Source organism: Micromonospora sp. NPDC048868, assembly GCF_043198195.1.
In the GTDB taxonomy this organism is placed as follows: domain Bacteria; phylum Actinomycetota; class Actinomycetes; order Mycobacteriales; family Micromonosporaceae; genus Micromonospora; species Micromonospora reichwaldensis.
The window spans coordinates 139,710-157,916 of record NZ_JBICUN010000003.1 but is presented as its reverse complement, the minus strand read 5'-3'; the positions used below and the strand labels follow the sequence as shown (position 1 = coordinate 157,916).

Below are 18,207 nucleotides of genomic sequence, written 5' to 3'. Positions count from 1 at the left end.
GCGGAGGTACTCGGTGGTCCGGTGATGTAACCACGCCGGCCCGGCCCGCATTCCGCCGACCACCGGCCGGCGGACGGGCCTGGTCACGCGGCCGATGGTGACAACGACCCGGCACTCCGGCCCATGCCCACCCGACCCGTGACGTCCACCACCACCGCCCCGTCCGGGGCCACCGGCGTCCCTGCCCTCGGTGCGCCTCCGGCCGGCCACCCTGCCGTCACCGTGTCGGCCACATGTGGCGTATGTCCCGTTTGCGCACCCTGCGACGGAGCCCCATCCGGACGCGGGGCGTGAACCGGACGCCCCGCGCGGACGCCTCATCGGCGGCTGCGGAGACCTTGGCAGAGTCGGGCCCCTCGCGGGGCCCGTTCCTTCCAAGATCGGTTAGTGGCCGGCGGGAGGTGCGACCTCGCGTGCGGAGGTGACCACCTGTCCGCGGACGCATTCGAGCCCAACCAGGATCGGCGACGCGAGAGGTCCCGCCCGTGGCGGGGTCAGGCGGTGGGCGGCAGGCGGCGTTCGATGGTGACGGTGGTGCCTTCGGCGGTGGAGACCAGTCGCACGTCGCCGTACGCGTTCATCAGCGTGGCACCCCGCCCCCGGTCCATGGCCGGACGACGGTCCCGCCAGGTGCCGAAGTCGCGCACCGAGATCCGAACCGTGCCATCGGCCACCCGCAGTCGCACCCGCACCTCGGGGCGGGTGGGGCGTTGGGCGTGCTCGACGGCGTTGTTGACCGCCTCGGAGGCGGCCAGCAGGAGGTCGGCCATGGTGTCCGGATCGACGTCCAGGTTCTCCAGCGAGGCCCGCACGTCCCGGCGCATCGCGGCGGCGGAGGTGGGTTGGGAGGGGTACGTCCAGCCCGTGTCCAGCGCGGCCGGCTGCTCGGGAGCCGGCCGCCGGCCCCCGTTGTAGACGTACTCCCCGTTCCCGCCGACCGACGGTTCGGGGCCCGGCGCGGCAGGCGGGCCGCTCACCGGACCGCCAGCCACGTCCACGGGACCGTCACCCGAGGCCGGTGCCCTGGCCGGGGCGGGGCCGTCCGCCCCGCGTGCCGTGTCGCCGGGGCCACCCGTGTCGTCCTGGTGGTCCCGCCGGGTGCGGGCGCCGTGCAGGGCGGCCCGGACCCGGGCGATCAACTCGGCGGCGGCGAAGGGCTTGACGACGTAGTCGTCCGCGCCCAGGTCGAGCCCCTCCACGCTGGCGTCGCCGCCGGCGCGCGCCGAGAGCACCACCACCGGCAGCGTGCGGGTGCCGGCCTGCCCACGCAGCCGACGGACCAGCTCGAAGCCGTCGATCCCGGGCATCATCACGTCGGTGAGCAGCAGGTCGGGCTGTTCCCGGCGGATCGCCTCCAGGGCCTGCCGGCCGTCGCCGACCGTCTCGACCCGCCAGCCCTGCTCGCCCAGCAACCGGGCCAGGTACGCGCGCATGTCGGCGTTGTCGTCGGCGACGAGGATCCGCACGTGCCGCAGCGCGTCCGCGGCACCGTACGCCGGCACCGGCGGCCCGGCCGGCGCGGAGGTCCCCGCCTGCGCCGGGTCGGCCAGCCAGCCGACCGCCTCCTGGACGGCGGCCCGGGCGGCGTCCCCGGCCCCGGCCAGGTCCGCGGCCGGCCCGGCGCGCCGCCCCGCGGCGGACCAGGGCAGCGCCACGGTGAACGTCGTTCCCGTCCCGATCCGGCTCTCCACCCGCACGTCGCCGCCTTCGAGACGGGCCAGCTCGCGGACCAGGGCGAGCCCGATGCCGGTGCCCTCGTGGCTGCGCGACCGGGTGCCCTGCACCCGGTGGAAGCGTTCGAAGAGCCGGGGCAGATCCTCCTCGGCGATACCGATGCCCGTGTCGGCGACGGTGAGCCGTACCTCGTCGTCGTCGGCGGTCAGCCCGACCCGGATCCGGCCGACGAAGGTGTACTTCAGCGCGTTCGACAGCAGGTTGGTGACGATGCGTTCCCAGTTGACCGGGTCGACGGAGACCGCGCGGGGCAGCGGCGGGCAGTCGACCTCCAGGCGCAGCCCGGCGCGTTCGACGGCTGCCCGGAAAACGCTCGCCAGTTCGGTGGTGAGCCCGGCCAGGTCGACCTCGCGAGCCTGGCTGTGTGCCTGCCCGGCCTCCAGGCTGGAGAAGGTGAGCAGGCTGTTGACGAGGGTGAGCAGCCGGGTGGCGTTGCGCCAGGCGGTGTCGACCCGTTCCCGCTGCGTCGCCGGCAGGGGATGCTCGTTGTCGTTGAGGGCGTCGGCCAGCGGGCCGAGCATCAGCGTCAGCGGGGTCCGGAACTCGTGGCTGACGTTGGTGAAGAAGCCGGTCTTGACCCGGTCCAGCTCGGCGAGCGCCTCGGCCCGCCGGCGCTCCTCCTCGTACGCCTGCGCGTTGCGTACGGCGACGGCCACCTGCTGGGCCAGCAGCGCGTGGAACGACCGGTACGCCTCGTCCAGCCCTCGGCTCGGGCTGACCCCGAGCAGCAGCACCCCGAGGGGCTGGCCCGCCTCGGCGGACGGCAGTGGCAGGGCGCGGGCGGTGCCGACCGGGTCGCCCCACGGCCCGGCGGGCAGGGCGAGCCGCCGCTCGACGCCGGCCACGTCGGTCGTCGTGCCGCCGGCGGCGGCCGCCAGCCCCCACTCGTGCTCCTCGCCTGCCGGCAGCGTGGCGGGCAGGGCCGAGGCCACGGGCTCCCCGCCGACGTGGGCGGCGCGGCGCAGCAGCGCGTCCTCGCGCAGGTAGATCGCGGCGAAGGGGACGTCCAGCGGGTGCCCGCCGATGGCCTCGGCGAGCCGGGCGCAGGTGCTCTCCACGTCGACGGTCCGCCCGTCGCCGCCGACGGACAGGTCGCGCAGCAGGCGCAGCCGGCGCTCACCGACGACCTGCTCGGTGACCTCGCTGCACACGGTGAGCACCCCCACCGTGCGTCCCTCGTCGTCGCGGGCGGGAGCGTGCGAGACGCTGAAGTACGCCTCCTCGCGGTAGCCGGCGCGGTCGAGCAGCAGTTGCAGGGCCGGCACCCAGCTGGCGACCCCGGTCGCCATCGCCTCGTCGATCAGGGGGCCCAGCACGTCCCAGCCCTCGGCCAGGGTGACCCGCACGTCGCCGCCGAGCGCGTCGGGGTGTTTGTCGCCGATCAGAGCGGAGTACGCGTCGTTGTACAGCTGGGTGAAGCGGTCCCCCCACAGCAGCAGCATCGGGTAGCGGGAGGAGAGAACCATCCGGACGGCGGCGCGCAGGCTCTGCGGCCAGCCGTCGACCGGGCCGAGCGGGGTGGCGGCCCAGTCGAGGCGCGCCATCAGCCGCCCGGTCCCACCGCCGTCGGCGAACAGGTCCCCCGTGGGCCGTGTCACCCTCGGTCGCACCTCATCGCAGCCCTCACTTCCGGGCCCCGACGACCCTTGCTGGTGTTACCCGCACATCCTGGCACCCAGCTTCAGCTGCACGTCCGCCGGCACCCCAGCGCGTGTCTGTACCCAGGCCTGCGCATCTCCACACCTCGACCGACCAGATCGGGGCGGGCGGGGTCAGCCCTCGGCCGCCCGGCGGCGCAGCAGCTCGACCGCCTCGTCGACCAGGCCGCCTTCGGTGAGCAGCGTCAGCAGCAGCGGCAGGTGCCGCCAGTCGCCGCCGTCGACCGCCTGCCGCAGCAGGCCGACCGCCTCGGCGTGCCGGCCCCGGGCGGCCAGCAGCGCGGCCAGCTCGTCGCGGGCGCGCGGATCGCCCTGCTCGGCGGCGATCCGCCAGTACCGTTCGGCCTCGTCGGTGCGGCCCTCCCCGGCGAGCAGCGCGGCGAGCCGGGCGGCGGCGTGCCAGTCGCCGTGTTCGGCACGGATCCGCAGCTCCTCCGTCCGCCCCCGGTCCGCCAGCAGGTCGACCAGGACGCTGCCCGCCCCGTTCGCGCCGGCCCGGTCGAGATCGCGCAGGTAGCCGGTCGGGTCGGGCACCGCCACCAGCCCGGCCGACTCCGGGCCGAAGAAGCGGCTGCCGCCGAACTCCCGCCGGAGCTGGTCGTCGAGGTCGTCGGCGAGCGCGATCATGGCCCGCAGGGCCAGCAGCAGGTGGGTGGGCGCGAAGTCCTGCCCGAAGACGGGGATGGACGCCCAGACCGTGTCGCCGGTGCAGTAGACGCGCCCGACCACGAGCCCGTTGGTGAGGTCGGAGAGCCGCCGGTACAGGGACTCGGTCTCCTCGACGCCGGTGAGCAGCGGAGAGAACACGTCGACCAGCGGCGGGTCGTCCTGCGCCCGTACGAAGATCATGGCCGAGCCGGCGCGGATGCCGACGTCGCCGTCGGCGTCGACGCGCAACTGGTCCGTGGTGACGCCGAGGAGGCCGGCGAGCACGGCCCTGACCCGGTGGGTCAGCTTCCCGCCGTCGCCGTCCTCGGCGTCGGGGTCAGGAAGCGGGCCGGTGCTGCGGGCGGCGACCGGCCGTGCGGCCAGCGCGGCGGCGAGCCGCGTCCGGGCCGGTACGGGAACGGCCGTGGCGGTGGTGGCCGGGCGGGCGGCCAGCGCGGCGACGAACCTGCCCAGCAGGTCCTCACGCGGCGTCATCGTGCTCGCCGCTCGTGCCGTCCCGGCCGCTGTCGGCCGGTCGGTCCGTCACCCGGACCTGGTCGAACATCTTGGCGATCACCAGTGGCGCCGCGACCCCGAAGGTGAAGCTGGCGAAGGCCGTGGTGGCCAGGCCACCCGCCCCGGCCGCGGCGGCGAGGCCGGTGCCGGCCACGGTCCTGAGCAGCACCGCGAACACGACGATCGGGGCGTCCCGCCGGTCGCGCCACGGCCAATGCCACCGGCCCCCGGACTCGCTGGTCGGGCGCATCATCCCGGAGAGGTTCAGCGCCTCGGCCACCGCGCTGCCGACCAGTCCCCACATCGCGGCCATCCATAGAGACACATCCCTACCGTACTGACCGCCCGCCGCGGCGGTCGCACCAGCCCTCGGCTTCTGCGGCGGCCACGTCGACGCCACCTGTGACGGTAGGGCGCGGGGGCAACGCGACGCCAGCCGGCGTTCCGCGGTCCCGTCGTCTCGCCGTCGGCGACGGCTCGTATCCTTTCCGCGAACCTTCGGTGGGCTTTCGAGGATGAAAGGACACGGTGTGAGCAACCGGGCCGAGACGTTGGAGTTCCAGGCCGAGGCGCGTCAGCTGCTCCAGCTGATGGTCCACTCGATCTATTCGAACAAGGACGTCTTCCTGCGTGAACTGATCTCGAACGCCTCGGACGCGCTGGACAAGCTGCGCCTGGCGTCGATGGTCGACAAGGAGTTGGAGGCCGACACCTCCGACCTGCACATCGAGATCGAGGTCGACAAGGCGGCGCGCACGCTGACCGTCCGGGACAACGGCATCGGCATGTCCCGTGACGAGGTCGTGCAGGTGATCGGCACGATCGCCAAGTCCGGGACCGCCGAGCTGCTGCGCAAGCTGCGCGAATCCTCCGACGCCGGGGCGCGGCAGGAGCTGATCGGCCAGTTCGGCGTGGGCTTCTACGCGGCGTTCATGGTCGCCGACCGGGTGGAGCTGGTGACCCGCCGGGCGGGGGAGAGCGGCGGCACCCGGTGGGAGTCGGCCGGTGAGGGCACGTACTCCGTCGAGTCGGTCGAGGAGGCGCCGCAGGGCACGTCGGTGACCCTGCACCTCAAGCCGGCCGACGACGAGGACAACCTGCACGACTACACCGCCGACTGGACGATCCGGGAGATCGTCAAGCGCTACTCGGACTTCATCGCCTGGCCGATCCGGATGACCGTCGAGCGCCCCGGCGAGGGCGACGAGACCAGCACCGAGACCCAGACGCTCAACTCGATGAAGGCGCTCTGGGCCCGCTCCCGCGACGAGGTCGACGAGGCCGAGTACAAGGAGTTCTACAAGCACGTCAGCCACGACTGGGCGGACCCGCTGGACATCGTGCACATGCGGGGCGAGGGCACCTTCGAGTACGAGGCCCTGCTGTTCATCCCGTCGCACGCGCCGCTGGACCTGTTCGCTCCGCAGGGCCGCCGCGGCGTGCAGCTCTACGTCAAGCGCGTCTTCATCATGGACGACTGCGAAGCGCTCATGCCGAACTACCTGCGCTTCGTCAAGGGGGTCGTGGACGCGCACGACCTGTCGCTGAACATCTCCCGGGAGATCCTCCAGCAGGACCGGCAGATCCAGGTCGTCCGCCGCCGGCTGGTCAAGAAGATCCTGTCCACCGTCAAGGACATGAAGGCCAACCACGCCGAGCGTTACCGGACCTTCTGGACGGAGTTCGGGGCCGCCGTCAAGGAGGGCCTGATCGACGACACGGAGAACCGGGACACGCTCCTGGAGATCCTGTCGGTCGCCTCCACCCACGATCCGGCCGAGCCCACCGACCTCGCCGGCTACGTCGGCCGGATGAAGGACGGGCAGAGCGACATCTACTACGCCACCGGCGACTCGCGCACGATGATCGAGAACTCGCCGCACATGGAGGCGTTCCGCGCCAAGGGCTACGAGGTGCTGCTGCTCACCGACCCGGTCGACGAGGTGTGGATCGAGCGCGTCGGCCAGTACGACGGCCGGACGCTGCGCTCCATCGCCAAGGGCCAGGTGGATCTCGACACCGAGGAGGAGAAGAAGGAGGCCGAGGCCGAGCGCGAGCAGCAGCGCAAGGACTTCGCCGACCTGCTCACCTGGATGGGCGCCACCCTCGCCGACTCCGTCAAGGAGGTCCGCCTCTCCTCCCGGCTGACCACCTCGCCCGCCTGCGTCGTCGGCGACGCCCACGACATCACCCCGACGCTGGAGAAGATGTACCGGGCGATGGGGCACGAGGTGCCGACCGTGAAGCGGATCCTGGAGCTCAACCCCGGGCACCCGCTGGTCACCGGCCTGCGCAAGGCGCACGAGCAGGGCGGCACGGAGGAGTCGCTGAAGGAGACCGCCGAGCTGCTCCACGGCCTGGCGCTGCTCGCCGAGGGCGGGGAACTGGCCGACCCGTCCCGGTTCACCCGCATGCTCGCCGACCGGCTCGCCCGTACCCTCTAGCGGCACGCACGGGCCGGCCGGCGCGGGGTGCCGCCGGCCGGCCCGTGACCGGTCGACTCGCGCACACCGGGCCGTCCCCCGGACCGCCGGGACGGGCCGCCCCGCGCGTCGGCCTGTTCGACGACCCCACCCGCCGCCCGCGTCGCGTCGCCCGCAGGGCCCCGAGCCGTCCACCGGAATCTGCCGCCGCCCCTGCCGGGAAAACAATCGGTCGGCCGTTCACGGAACGTGTCGTGAATCGTGTTTCCGGTGCGCGTACGAACGCCGGCCTTTCGCGGCCCGATCCCCGGTCGATCCACACCGCCTTTCTGCCCGGCCGCGCGGGACACGCGGGGCCGTGTCGCGACGCAGCGCCCGGCTGCCGGCCGCTGCGTCGTCTACCGTGTTCAACGTCGCGACCAGCGGGCAAGGAACATTCCGCAACTTGCAGGGCGACGTGGTGCGCGCGTGGCCGAAGGCGTGGAAATTGCGTACCGCCGCATTGAAGAACGCCGATATTGACTTGCTCCCGGAATTGGCGCACCGTGAAGCGTGCGGCGGTAACCGGAGCCCCGGGAGTCGTTTGGCAATTCCGTTCGTGGCCATGGCGCTCGAGGAAGCGGTCATGCGATTGGATCCGTTCGCGGGGGCGTATCTGACCGATCCGGCGCAGGTGTGGCGGCGGCTCCTCGACGAGCCTGAGGGGGTGCGCCACGACCCGGAGCTGGGGCTGTGGCTGATCACCCGGCACGCCGACGTGCGCCGCGCGCTGGGTGACGGGGAGGCCTTCGGCAACGCCCTCACCCTCGCCCCGATCTACGACGTCTGCCCCGAGGCGATGGAGTTCATCGCCCGCATCGACGCGCCGCCCACCACCGCCGCCGCGGACCCCCCGGTGCACCCCCGGACCCGCCGGGCCCTGCGGGCGACCTTCGCCAACACCGCCGAGCGCGTCGAGCGCCGGTACGGCGCGATCGTCGAGCGCCGGGTCGACGAACTGGTGTCCCGGCTCGTCGGCCGCGCCGACGGGCGGGCGGACCTCGTCGGCGAGTTCACCACCGAGCTGCCCCTGCTGGTCCTGCTCGACATCCTCGGCGTACCGGAGGAGGACGTCGGGCGGGTCAGGGCCTGGGGGGACGGCCAGATCGCGTTGCTCTGGGGGCAGCCGGACCCAGCCGAGCAGGTCCGGCTGGCCCGGGACCTGTGGGAGTTCTGGCGCTACTGCGAGCGGTTGGTCGCCGCCCGACTCGGCGGTGGCCGGCACGGCGACGACTACGTCAGCCAGCTGCTGGCGTACCGCGACGGCGACGACGAGGTGCTCACGGTGGCCGAGGTGTCGAGCATCGTGTTCAACCTCCTGGTCGCCGGGCACGAGACCACGGCCGGGCTGCTCGCCCACGCGCTCGACCAGGCGCTGTCGGGCCCGGGCCGGTGGCGGGAGCTCGGCGAGGACCCGCGCCGGATACCCGCGTTCCTGACCGAGACGCTGCGTTTCGCGCCCGCCATCGACGGCTGGCTGCGGGTGACCCGCCGACCCGTCACCCTGGACGGCGTCACCATTCCGGCGGGTGCGCGCTGCCTGCTGCTGATCGGCGCCGCCAACCGGGATCCGGCGGTGTTCGCCCGGCCGGAACAATTCGATCCGCACCGGTCCGACGCGGACGGGCACCTCTCGTTCGGGCACGGGCCGCACTTCTGTATCGGCGCGGCGCTGGCCCGGCTGGAGGCGGAAATGGCGCTGACCCGGCTCTGCCGAGCGGTTCCCGGACTGCGCCTGGCCCCCGGCCATCGCCGCTCGTACAAGGTCAACATCGCCTTCCGCGCGCACCGCAGCCTGCCGGTGGTCCTCGACACGACGGTGCCGTCCGGTGCTCCGGCGGCGCCCGTCGCCGGGTGACCAGCCGTCTCGTGGCGGCACCGGTCCTGTTCTGCGGGCGGGTGCGTCGGACCGTGCCGTGCGGCGCCCGACCGGCTGCGCGCGGACCCGTGGGGTCGCCGCGACCCGGCCGGCGGCCCCCGGCAGGCGACTACGCTCCGAAGTCACGTCTTCACACCCGTCGACCGATGGGTTAAGAATTGTCCCCTGCGAATGCCCATTCATCGCCCAATGTCTACTGACGCCCGATGCCGATGCCGGCCGGTCGGCGTCGTGAAGGTGAACACATGGATCGCACGCCCCCGTCGAGCGCCCAGCGCTCCGGTGCCATCCACCGGTTCCGCTCCGAACTGCGCACCTGGCGCACCCGTCAGGGGCTGACCCAGCGGGCGCTCGCGGAGCGGGTGCGGTTCAGCCGCGAGACGGTCGCCGCGGTCGAGTCCGGTCGCCGGTACGGCAGTCACGAGTTCGCCGTCCGCTGCGACGAGGTGCTCGGCACCGGCGGTTGCCTGGCGGCGCTGTGGCCGCAGGTCGCGGCGGAGCAGTTGGCGGCGGACGGCCGCCGTGGCCCCCGGTTCGGAACGGTGGCAGGGCCCGCCCCGGCCCCCGCGCCGCCGGCCGCGCGGCGGGACGCGCGCGACCCGGAGGCGGTCGTGGCGGCGATCGACGAACTGCGGGAGCTGATCGGCCAGGTGCTCGGCGGGCCGCCGGAGGCCGACCTCCCGCCGCGCCCGTCAGGCGGCCGGCCCGGGCGCTCCTGACCTGCGCGGGATCGGAGTCGCGAGGCGGGACGGGCGCTGCTGACGCTGGGTACAGATGCCGGTACGGGCCGTTTGTACCACCGTCAGGTCTTCTCTGCGGGCGCTGGGTCCGGCGGAATGAGACGTGCAAACGGCAAGGTGCGCATTGGCCGTCTTGGATTAGTCGCGGGAGTCAGTCTTGGCGTCGAGCACGAGGTCCCACGCGGCCCGACCCTACCCGACCGGCCGCCGCGGCTGGAAGATCGGCACCCGGATGCGCCTCATCGTGGCGGCTCCGCTGGTCGCCGTGATGGGATTCGCCGGCCTCGCCCTGACCGAGAGCGTCCGCCAGACGACCCGCGCGAGCGACCTCGGACTCCTGGCGCACCTCGGCGCCGACGCGGGCGACCTGGCCCACCGGCTGCAACGCGAGCGCGTCGTCGCCGCCGACCTGCTCAGCCGGGGCGCGGCCGAGCAGCAGGAAGCCTTCGCGGACGCCACCGGGAGCACCGACGACGCCGTCGCCCGCTACCGCCGGCAGCGGGCCCTTGTGCCTCCCGGACCCGCCGCCGGGCAGACCGCGCTCCAGCGGATCGACCTGGCGCTGGAGGGCCTGGCGCCGCTGCGCGCGCAGGTGCGTACGGCGGCACACGCCTCGGTGTCGGCGATGACCTTCAGCTACCGGATCGTGATCGCCGACCTGCTCAGCCTCCGGGAGAGCGTCACCCTCGGCGCGGTCAACGCCCGGATCACGGACGGCATGCGGGCCTCGGCGGCGCTGTCCAAGGCGGCCGAGGCGGCCGGCCAGCAGCAGGTCGCCGTCCTGCGCGCGGTCGCGGCCGACCAGTTGACCCCCGCCATGCAGCAGGACATCACCGCCGCCCGGTCCGGCTTCACCGAGTCCAGCCTGTCCTTCCTGGCCCTCGCCCGGCCCGCCTGGCGGGGCTGGTGGGAGCAGGCGGGCAGCGGCCAGGACGCCTTGCTGCTGCAACGGCTGCAGGACGAGGTGTCGAGGACCCGGGCGGGAAGCCGGTTGCGGCTGGACCCCGGCGCCTGGGTCGCCGCGACCCAGCAGTGGTCCGTCCGCCTGGCCGAGCTGCGTCAACGGGTCGACGCGGCGGTGCTCGACGACATCCGGTCCGCCCACGCCGACCAGCGGCGGCGCACGGCCGTCGAGGCGGCTGCCGTGGCGGTGGCCCTGCTGCTCACCGCGCTGGTCACCTGGGCGGTGGCCCGGCAGATCACGTGGCGCCTGCGCCGGCTGCGGGACGCCGCGAACGCCGTCGCCTTCGAACGGCTGCCGCAGGTGGTGGCCCGGCTCCAGCAACCGGACAGCTCGTCGGTCGACCCGGACGAGCTGGCCCGCCAGCAGTCCGCGGAGGCCCTGGAGCCGTCGCGCGGCGACGAGATCGGCGAGCTGGGGGAGGCGTTCGCGGCCGTGCACCGGGCGGCCGTGCGTACGGCGGCCGAGCAGGCGGTCATGCGGGCCAACACGGCCGACATCTTCATCCACCTCAGTCGCCGGGAGCAGCGGCTGGTCGACGCGGTGCTGGCGCAGGTCGACAAGGTCGAACGGGACGAGACCGACCCCGAACGGCTGGACCAGCTCTACACGCTGGACAACCTGGCCACCCGGATGGGACGGATCAACGCCAGCCTGCTGGTGCTGGGCGGGGTGGGGGTCGGGCGGGTACGCCAGCACGACGTACCCCTGCAACAGGTGCTCCAGGCCGCGCAGAGCCAGATCGAGCACTACGCCAGGATCCGCCTCGGCATCGTCGACGGCGACGTCGCCGTCGCGGCCGACGCCGTCGACGAGGTCGTGCACCTGCTGGCCGAGCTGATGGACAACGCCACCGGCTACTCCGCGCCGGGCACCGAGGCGTGGGTGACCGCCCGCAGCCTCGGCGACCGGGTCATCGTCCAGGTCAGCGACGAGGGCGTGGGGCTGTCCCCGCAGCGTCGGCAACAGCTCAACGACCTGCTGGCCCGCCCGCCCGCCATCGACGTCGCGGCCGTACGGGCGATGGGGCTGGTCGTGGTGGGACAGCTCGCCGCCCGGCTGGGCGCGGCCGTCCAGCTCCGTCCGGGCCCCCGGCGCGGCACCATCGCCGAGGCGGCGTTCCCGGGGGCGATCATCCGACCGCTGCCTCCGGAGGAGTTCCTGCTCACGCCCGGCAGGCCGTCGCGGCGCGCGGCGCGGGCCACCCTCGCGCCGCCGGCGTACGCCACGGCCCCGCAGCCGTGGGCCGGGGGCCCGGCGCAGCCGTGGACGGGCGGGCCGGCGCCCGAGCGGGCGCTGCCGGTGGCGCCGGTGTTCCGGCCCGCACCGGCGCCGGCCGGAGCAGGTGACGAGCCCACCCAGGAACTCGTCATCTTCGAGGAGGTCAACCACTGGTTCCAGGCCGGCCACGACGACGCCACGAACGCGGGGCCGTGGGCCAGCCCCGCCGACGAGGCCTGGCGGACCGCCGCCCGGGCCGACGCGCCCGAGGTCGTCGCCACCACCACGTCCGGCCTGCCACGGCGTCAGCCGCGACAGCACCTCGTCCCGGGCGGCGTCGCCGTGCCGCAGCAGCGCGCCGCGCACCGCGACCCGACCCAGGTGGCCACCGCGATGGCCGCGTACGCGCGGGGCGTCGCGGGCCGCCGGACCAACCTGATCACCAACTGACCCGACAGGGAGAGCACGTGACCGACCAACAGGATCTCGGCTGGCTGCTGGACGCCTTCGCCGAGCGCGCCACCGAGGTCAGCCATGCGATCGGGATCTCCAGCGACGGCCTGATGGTGGCCGCCACGAGGGGCCTCCCGCCGGACCGGGCGGACCAGCTCGCGGCGACCGGCAGCGGGCTGGTGAGCCTGCTCCGCGGCGCGGCGGCCTTCTTCGACGCCGGCGCGGTGATCTCCAACGTGACCCAGCTCGAGGGCGGCTTCATGTTCTCGATGGCCTTCAACGACGGCGCGTCCCTGCTCGTGCTCGCCGACCCGCAGTGCGACGTCGGCAAGGTCTCCTACGAGATGACCGAGCTGGCGAACCGCATCGGCGACGCCCTGACCCCGGCGGCGCGGGCGGCACTGAGCCGCAGCCGCTGACACCCCGGCACCCCACGCCGGAACCCCCATCCCTCCTGGAGAAGACATGTCGCTGACCATCCCCCGGCGCAGCCGTGCCCGCACCGCGGCCCTGCTCGCCCTCGTCCTGTTCGCCGCGACCGCCTGTGCCGACGGCGGGCGGAGCGCCGGCGCCGCCGGATCGATCAAGATCGGCCTGCTGGCGTCGCTGTCCGGCACCTACCAGGCGGTCGGCAAGGAGATCCGCGCCGGCTTCGAGCTCTACCTGGCCACCCACGACGGCAGGCTCGGCGGGCGACAGGTGGAACTCGTCGTCGCCGACGAGGGCAACGGCGCCGCGACCGCGGTGCCCGCCGCGACGAAACTGCTCAAGCAGGACCGGGTGGCCGCGCTCACCGGGATCGTCGGCGGCGGCTCGGTGGCCGCCGTCTATCCGTTGCTCAACGAGACGAAGGTGCCGTTCGTCGGCTCGAACGGTCGCCCGGAACTCAAGGACGTGTCCCGGATCTGGCACACCTCGTACCTCTCCGACGAGCCGGGGGAGGCCATCGCCCGCCACGTGCGCGACAACGTCGACGGCAGCGTCTACGCCATCGGCCCCGACTACCAGGGCGGCTGGGACGAGCTGCGCGGCTTCACCGACGCCTTCGTCAAGGAGGGCGGCAGGCTCGCCAACGCCGACGGCAAGACCACATTCACCCCGTTCCCGACGACCACCAACTTCACCCCGTACTTCGCCCGGATCAAGGCCTCCGGCGCGGACGCCGTCTACACGTTCTACGCCGGCAGCGCGGCCGTCGACTTCGTCAAGCAGTACGCGCAGTCGGAGATCAGCGACCTGCCGCTCTACGCCGCCGGGTTCCTCACCGAGGGCGGGGTGCTCGACGCCCAGGGCGACGCCGCCCGCGACGTCTACTCGGTGCTGAACTACTCGCCGGACCTGGACAACGCCGAGAACCGCGCCTTCGTGGCCGCCTGGAAGGCGAAGAACGACGGCTCCCCGACCACGTACGCCATGGCCTCCTACGACGCCGCGGCCGTCCTGGACCGGGCCATCGAGGCGGCCGGGGACGACCCGAGCCCGGAGAGCATCAACGCGGCCATCGGCCAGCTGGGCCAGATCGCCAGCCCGCGCGGCACCTGGCAGTTCTCGCCGAGCACGCACGCGCCGGTGCAGAAGTGGTACCTGCGCCAGGTGCGCCAGGACGGCCGGGCGCTGTCCAACACCGTCGTGGGTGACCTCGCCACCGTCGGCGGGTGACCGGCGTGGCGGTCGACATCCGGATCGACCCGTACCTGGTCCCGGCCCTGGACGGGGTGGCCTACGGGCTGCTGGTCTTCGTCGCCGCGGCGGGGCTGGTGCTCTGCTTCGGCGTCGCCGGCATCCTGAACCTGGCGCACGGCACCCTGTACGCGATCGGCGGGTACACCGCCGCCGCGCTGCTGGACGGCGGCTGGCCGAGCCTGGTGCTGGCGCTGGCCGTCGGGACCGTCGCCGCCACCGCCGCCGGCGCGCTGGTCGCCGGCCTGCTCACCCGCGTCGCCGCGCGCAGCCATCTCACCCAGGCGCTGCTCACCTTCGGGGTGGCGCTGGCCGGGGGTAGCCTCCTCGCGGGCGCGTTCGGGCCGGACGACCCGCCGGTACGGGTGCCGGCAGCGCTGGACGGGTCGGTGGTCGTGGCCGGGCACCGCTACGCGGCCTACCGCCTGGTCTTCATCGTCGTCGCCGCCGTGCTCGCCGGCCTGCTCCACCTCGCGGTGCGCCGCACCCGGGCCGGGATGCTGGTCCGCGCGGCCGTCGACGACGCCGAGATGGTCGCCGTCCTCGGCGTGAACCCGGCATGGATCCGCGTCGGCGTGCTCGCCGCCGCCGGGGCGCTGGCCGGTGCCGCGGGCGTGCTCGGCGCGCCGATCATCGGTCCCGGGCCGGACACCGCCGACGCGGTGCTGCTGCTGTCGCTGGTGGTCGTCGTCCTCGGCGGGCTCGGGTCGATGACCGGCACGCTGCTCGCGGCCCTGGCGGTCGGGCAGATCCAGACCCTCGGGGTGGCGCTCGCCCCGTCGGCCGCCCCGTTCCTGCTCTTCGCCGCCATGGCCGCCGTCCTCGCGGTGCGGGCACGCGGCCTGGCCACGAGCCGGAGGACGTCGTGAGGGACGAGGCGGTACGCGCGCTGCGGCGCGGTGTCGCCGTGCTCGTCCTCGCCGGCCTGGTACTGGCACCGTGGGCGGTCGACGACTACACCGTGGCGCTGCTTGCCCGTACCCTCGCGCTGGGCCTGGTGGGGGTGAGCGTCGCCCTGCTCACCGGCGTCGCGGGGCTGCCCACCCTGGGGCAGACCGCACCGTACGCGGCGGGCGCGTACGCCAGCGCGGTGGTCGGCAGCCGGCTCTCCGACGTGGCGGTGGTGCACCTGGTCGTCGCCGCGACGGCCGGGGCGGCGCTGGCCGCGGCGACCGTCCCGCTGGTGGTGTACGCGCGCGGCGTGATCGTCCTGATGATCACCCTGGCGATCGGCGAGCTCGTGGTGACCGTCGTCGGGCGCTGGCGGTCGGTGACCGGCGGCACCGACGGGCTCGCCGGGGTCCCGCCGGTGCGTCCCCTGTGGGGGCTGCCGGTGCTGGCCACCGACCGGGCGCGTTACCTCTACGCCCTGGTGGTCGTCGCCGTGCTGGTCGGCGCGGTGCTGCTGGTCCTGCGCACCCGGGCCGGCCTGCTGCTGCGGGCCGGCCGGGACGACGAGGCGCGGCTGCGGGCCAGCGGCCACCGGGTGGCGGCCCACGTGGCGGCCGTGCACGTGGCCGCGGGGGCGGTCGCGGGCGCCGCGGGCTCCCTGCTGGTGGTCGCCCAGCAGTTCATCTCGCCGGCCGACTTCGGCTTCGACACGTCCGCCCTGCTGCTGCTCGGGGTGGTGGTCGGCGGCGTCGCGTCCGTGGGCGGCGCCCTGGTCGGCGCCGCGATCGTGATCGCCGGCCGGGACTGGCTGTTCGGCGTGCTCCCCGGGCACGCGCCCCTGGTGCTGGGGGTGGCGTTCGTCGTCACCGTCCACCTGCTGCCCGGCGACGGGCGCCGGCCGGCGGGCGTGCGGGGCCGGCTCCTGCCGGGACTGCCGGCGGGCCCCGCGGCGGCCGAGGAACGGCCGGCGCCGACGGGGGCACGCGCATGACGCCGCTGCTGTCCGCCCGGGGCGTCACGGTCCGCTACGGCTCGCTGGCCGCGCTGGCCGGGGTCGACCTGCGGATCGACCACGGCCAGCGGCACGCCCTGATCGGGCCCAACGGCGCCGGCAAGAGCACACTGCTCGACGTGCTCGGCGGGGCGACCCCGGCGGGCGGCGGCCGGGTGCTCCTCGCCGGCCGCGACGTCACCCGGCTCGGCCCCGCCGCCCGGGCCCGGCGGGGCATCGGCCGGATCCACCAGCGGCCCGCCGTGTGGTCGAGCCTGACCGCCGCCGAGAACCTGCTGGTCGCCGCACTGCCCCACGCGGTGCGGCCCGGCCGGTGGCGGCCCGGCGCGCGGCGGTGCGCCGCCGAGCGTACGGCGGGTGCGTGGCTGGAACGGCTGGGCCTGCACGACGTCGGCGCCACTCCCGCCGGTCAGCTCGCCCACGGGCAGCGGCGGCAACTCGAGATCGCCATGGCCCTGGCCGGTCGCCCCCGGCTGCTGCTGCTCGACGAGCCGGCCGCCGGGCTGTCCGCCGTCGAGGTCGGTCGGCTGGTGGAGTTCCTGCGGGCCCTGCCGCGCGCCGTCGCGGTGCTGCTTGTCGAGCACCGGCTGGACCTGGTGTACGCGCTCTGCGACCAGGTGACCGTGCTCGGGGACGGCCGGACGGTCGCCACCGGGACGCCGGCCGAGATCCGCGCCTCCGGCCCGGTCCGGCAGGCCTACGCAGAGGGGGTGTCGTGATGCTGCGGACGGAGCGGCTCTGCGCCGGCTACGCCGGCGGGATCGTGCTGCACGAGGTCACCCTCGACGTGGCGGCCGGCGCCGTGCAGGCGGTGGTGGGCCGCAACGGCGCCGGCAAGAGCACCCTCGTGCACGCCGTCGCCGGGCTGGTGCGGCCCAGCGGGGGGCGGATCGAGGTCGACGGCGTGCCGGTCGCCGGCCGGCAGCCGCACCGGATCGCCCGGTGCGGGGTGGGCCTCGTCCCGCAGGGGCGGCGGGTCTTCTCCCGGTTGACCGTGGCCGAGCACCTCGCCCTGGCGGCGGTGCCGTGGCGCGCCGCGACGCCGGGGGGCGAGGGGTGGACCGTCGCGCGGGTCCTGGAGCTGCTGCCCCGGCTGGCGGCCCGGCTGCGCCATCGCGGCGACCAGCTCTCCGGCGGCGAGCAGCAGATGCTGGCGATCGCCCGGGCCCTGCTCGGCCAGCCCCGGGTGCTGCTGCTGGACGAGCCGTGCGAAGGGCTGGCGCCCGGCCTGGCCGCCCGGGTACGCGACCTCGTCGGCACCCTGGCCAGGACCGGGCTGGCCGTGCTCCTCGTCGAGCAGCAGCTCCAGCACGCCGTCGAGATCGCGGACCGGATCGCGGTGCTCGAGTACGGCCGGGTGGTCTACGACCGCCCGGCGGACGCTGCCCGGGCCGAGCCGGGCCGCCTGGCGGCGATGCTCAGCGTCGCCGCCGTCGCGGAGCTGCCGGCTCCCCGACCGGTGCCCGGTGCCGGGCCGGTCCCGCGCACCTGACCCGACCGCCTTCGACAGGAACGAGCGACGATGCCGACAGACATCCGTGACACCGAGTACACCTTCGACAACGGTTCCCCGGAGGCGGTGCCCCAGCTACGGGCGCTGGAGTCCTTCCTGGACCCGATCACCGCGGCCCGGATCGGCGCCCCGGTGCTCGCCCCGGGCGGCGTGTGCTGGGAGGTCGGCGCCGGCGGGGGCTCGGTCGCCCGGAGCATGGCCGGGGCGGTCGGCCCGGCGGGGCGCGTGCTGGCGACCGACATCGACGTCGCCCACCTCGCCGCCGCGGGCAACCTCGACGTCCGGCGGCACGACGTGCGCAGCGAGCCACCGCCCGGCGACGCCTTCGACCTCATCCACGCCCGGCTGGTGCTGCTCCACCTGCCGGAGCGGCGGCGCGTGCTGGCCTCGCTGGCCGGCGCGCTGGCCCCAGGCGGATGGCTGGTGGTCGAGGAGTTCGACTGCACGGCCCCGCTGCGCGTGCTGACCGCGCCGAGCGACGACGCGGCGAAGCTCTTCACCCACGTGACGGACGCGATGCTCGGCGTCCTGCAGAGCCACGGCGCGGACCTGGCCTGGGCGCAGGACGTGCACGCCCACCTCGCGTCGGCGGGACTCATCGAGGTCGACACGGTCACCCACTCCGAGAGCTGGCCCGGTGGCTCGCTCGGCGCGTCGCTGTACGAGACGAACTCCCGGCAGTTGGCGCCGGAGCTGATCGAGGCGGGGGTGTCGCCCGGCCAGCTGGAGGCGTTCCGTCGGCTGCTGCGCGACCCCGGGTTCGTCGTGATGTCCTACCAGTTCGTGTCGACCCGGGGGCGGCGTCCGGCGCGGCGGTGAGGCGGTTCCCCTCGCCCGTA

14 protein-coding genes are annotated in these 18,207 nt (G+C 74.7%); 11 read left to right on the top strand and 3 right to left on the bottom strand.

Annotated features, from left to right (window positions below; all coding sequences use genetic code 11):
- Positions 1-494: 494 nt before the first annotated feature.
- The 3 genes from ACGFNF_RS05720 to ACGFNF_RS05710 all read right to left on the bottom strand — a co-directional run bounded on the left by ACGFNF_RS05720 (position 495) and on the right by ACGFNF_RS05710 (position 4,881).
- Positions 495-3,332 carry an ATP-binding protein gene (locus ACGFNF_RS05720; RefSeq protein WP_393166022.1) on the bottom strand — a complete coding sequence of 946 codons (2,838 nt, stop codon included), beginning with the start codon at positions 3,330-3,332 and terminating at the stop codon, positions 495-497.
- 174 nt (positions 3,333-3,506) lie between these two features.
- The gene (locus ACGFNF_RS05715; protein WP_393166020.1) at positions 3,507-4,535 is read right to left on the bottom strand and encodes a hypothetical protein; all 1,029 of its coding nucleotides are present in this window, start codon (positions 4,533-4,535) and stop codon (positions 3,507-3,509) included.
- Complete coding sequence (locus tag ACGFNF_RS05710; RefSeq protein WP_393166018.1) at positions 4,522-4,881, bottom strand: hypothetical protein; 360 nt, start codon at positions 4,879-4,881, stop codon at positions 4,522-4,524. Before ACGFNF_RS05710 ends, ACGFNF_RS05715 begins: the two co-directional genes overlap by 14 nt.
- A 205-nt stretch (positions 4,882-5,086) precedes the next feature.
- Between ACGFNF_RS05710 and htpG the strand changes: the two genes are divergently transcribed.
- The 11 genes from htpG (at position 5,087) to ACGFNF_RS05655 (ending at position 18,187) form a co-directional block, all read left to right on the top strand.
- Positions 5,087-7,000: a molecular chaperone HtpG gene (htpG, locus tag ACGFNF_RS05705; RefSeq protein WP_393166016.1), complete on the top strand. Its 1,914-nt coding sequence runs from the start codon at positions 5,087-5,089 to the stop codon at positions 6,998-7,000.
- Between the two features lie 604 nt (positions 7,001-7,604).
- The gene (locus tag ACGFNF_RS05700; protein ID WP_393166014.1) at positions 7,605-8,876 is read left to right on the top strand and encodes a cytochrome P450; all 1,272 of its coding nucleotides are present in this window, start codon (positions 7,605-7,607) and stop codon (positions 8,874-8,876) included.
- 266 nt (positions 8,877-9,142) lie between these two features.
- Positions 9,143-9,616, top strand: coding sequence for a helix-turn-helix transcriptional regulator (locus ACGFNF_RS05695; protein WP_393166012.1), 474 nt, complete (start codon positions 9,143-9,145; stop codon positions 9,614-9,616).
- Positions 9,617-9,869: 253 nt separating this feature from the next.
- Positions 9,870-12,269, top strand: coding sequence for a nitrate- and nitrite sensing domain-containing protein (locus tag ACGFNF_RS05690; RefSeq protein WP_393166010.1), 2,400 nt, complete (start codon positions 9,870-9,872; stop codon positions 12,267-12,269).
- A 17-nt stretch (positions 12,270-12,286) separates the two neighbouring features.
- Positions 12,287-12,691, top strand: a complete 405-nt coding sequence (locus ACGFNF_RS05685) for a roadblock/LC7 domain-containing protein (RefSeq protein WP_393166008.1) — start codon at positions 12,287-12,289, stop codon at positions 12,689-12,691.
- Between the two features lie 46 nt (positions 12,692-12,737).
- Positions 12,738-13,931: an ABC transporter substrate-binding protein gene (locus ACGFNF_RS05680; RefSeq protein ID WP_393166006.1), complete on the top strand. Its 1,194-nt coding sequence runs from the start codon at positions 12,738-12,740 to the stop codon at positions 13,929-13,931.
- Positions 13,928-14,821 (top strand): branched-chain amino acid ABC transporter permease, encoded by an 894-nt coding sequence (locus ACGFNF_RS05675; RefSeq protein ID WP_393166004.1) that lies wholly within the window; start codon positions 13,928-13,930, stop codon positions 14,819-14,821. Before ACGFNF_RS05680 ends, ACGFNF_RS05675 begins: the two co-directional genes overlap by 4 nt.
- Positions 14,818-15,834, top strand: coding sequence for a branched-chain amino acid ABC transporter permease (locus ACGFNF_RS05670; RefSeq protein WP_393166003.1), 1,017 nt, complete (start codon positions 14,818-14,820; stop codon positions 15,832-15,834). The genes ACGFNF_RS05675 and ACGFNF_RS05670 overlap by 4 nt, the downstream gene beginning before the upstream one ends.
- Positions 15,831-16,574: an ABC transporter ATP-binding protein gene (locus tag ACGFNF_RS05665; RefSeq protein ID WP_393166001.1), complete on the top strand. Its 744-nt coding sequence runs from the start codon at positions 15,831-15,833 to the stop codon at positions 16,572-16,574. The genes ACGFNF_RS05670 and ACGFNF_RS05665 overlap by 4 nt, the downstream gene beginning before the upstream one ends.
- Positions 16,574-17,347, top strand: coding sequence for an ABC transporter ATP-binding protein (locus ACGFNF_RS05660; RefSeq protein ID WP_393166377.1), 774 nt, complete (start codon positions 16,574-16,576; stop codon positions 17,345-17,347). Before ACGFNF_RS05665 ends, ACGFNF_RS05660 begins: the two co-directional genes overlap by 1 nt.
- Positions 17,348-17,377: 30 nt before the next feature.
- Positions 17,378-18,187, top strand: a complete 810-nt coding sequence (locus ACGFNF_RS05655) for a methyltransferase domain-containing protein (RefSeq protein WP_393165999.1) — start codon at positions 17,378-17,380, stop codon at positions 18,185-18,187.
- Positions 18,188-18,207 lie beyond the last annotated feature (20 nt).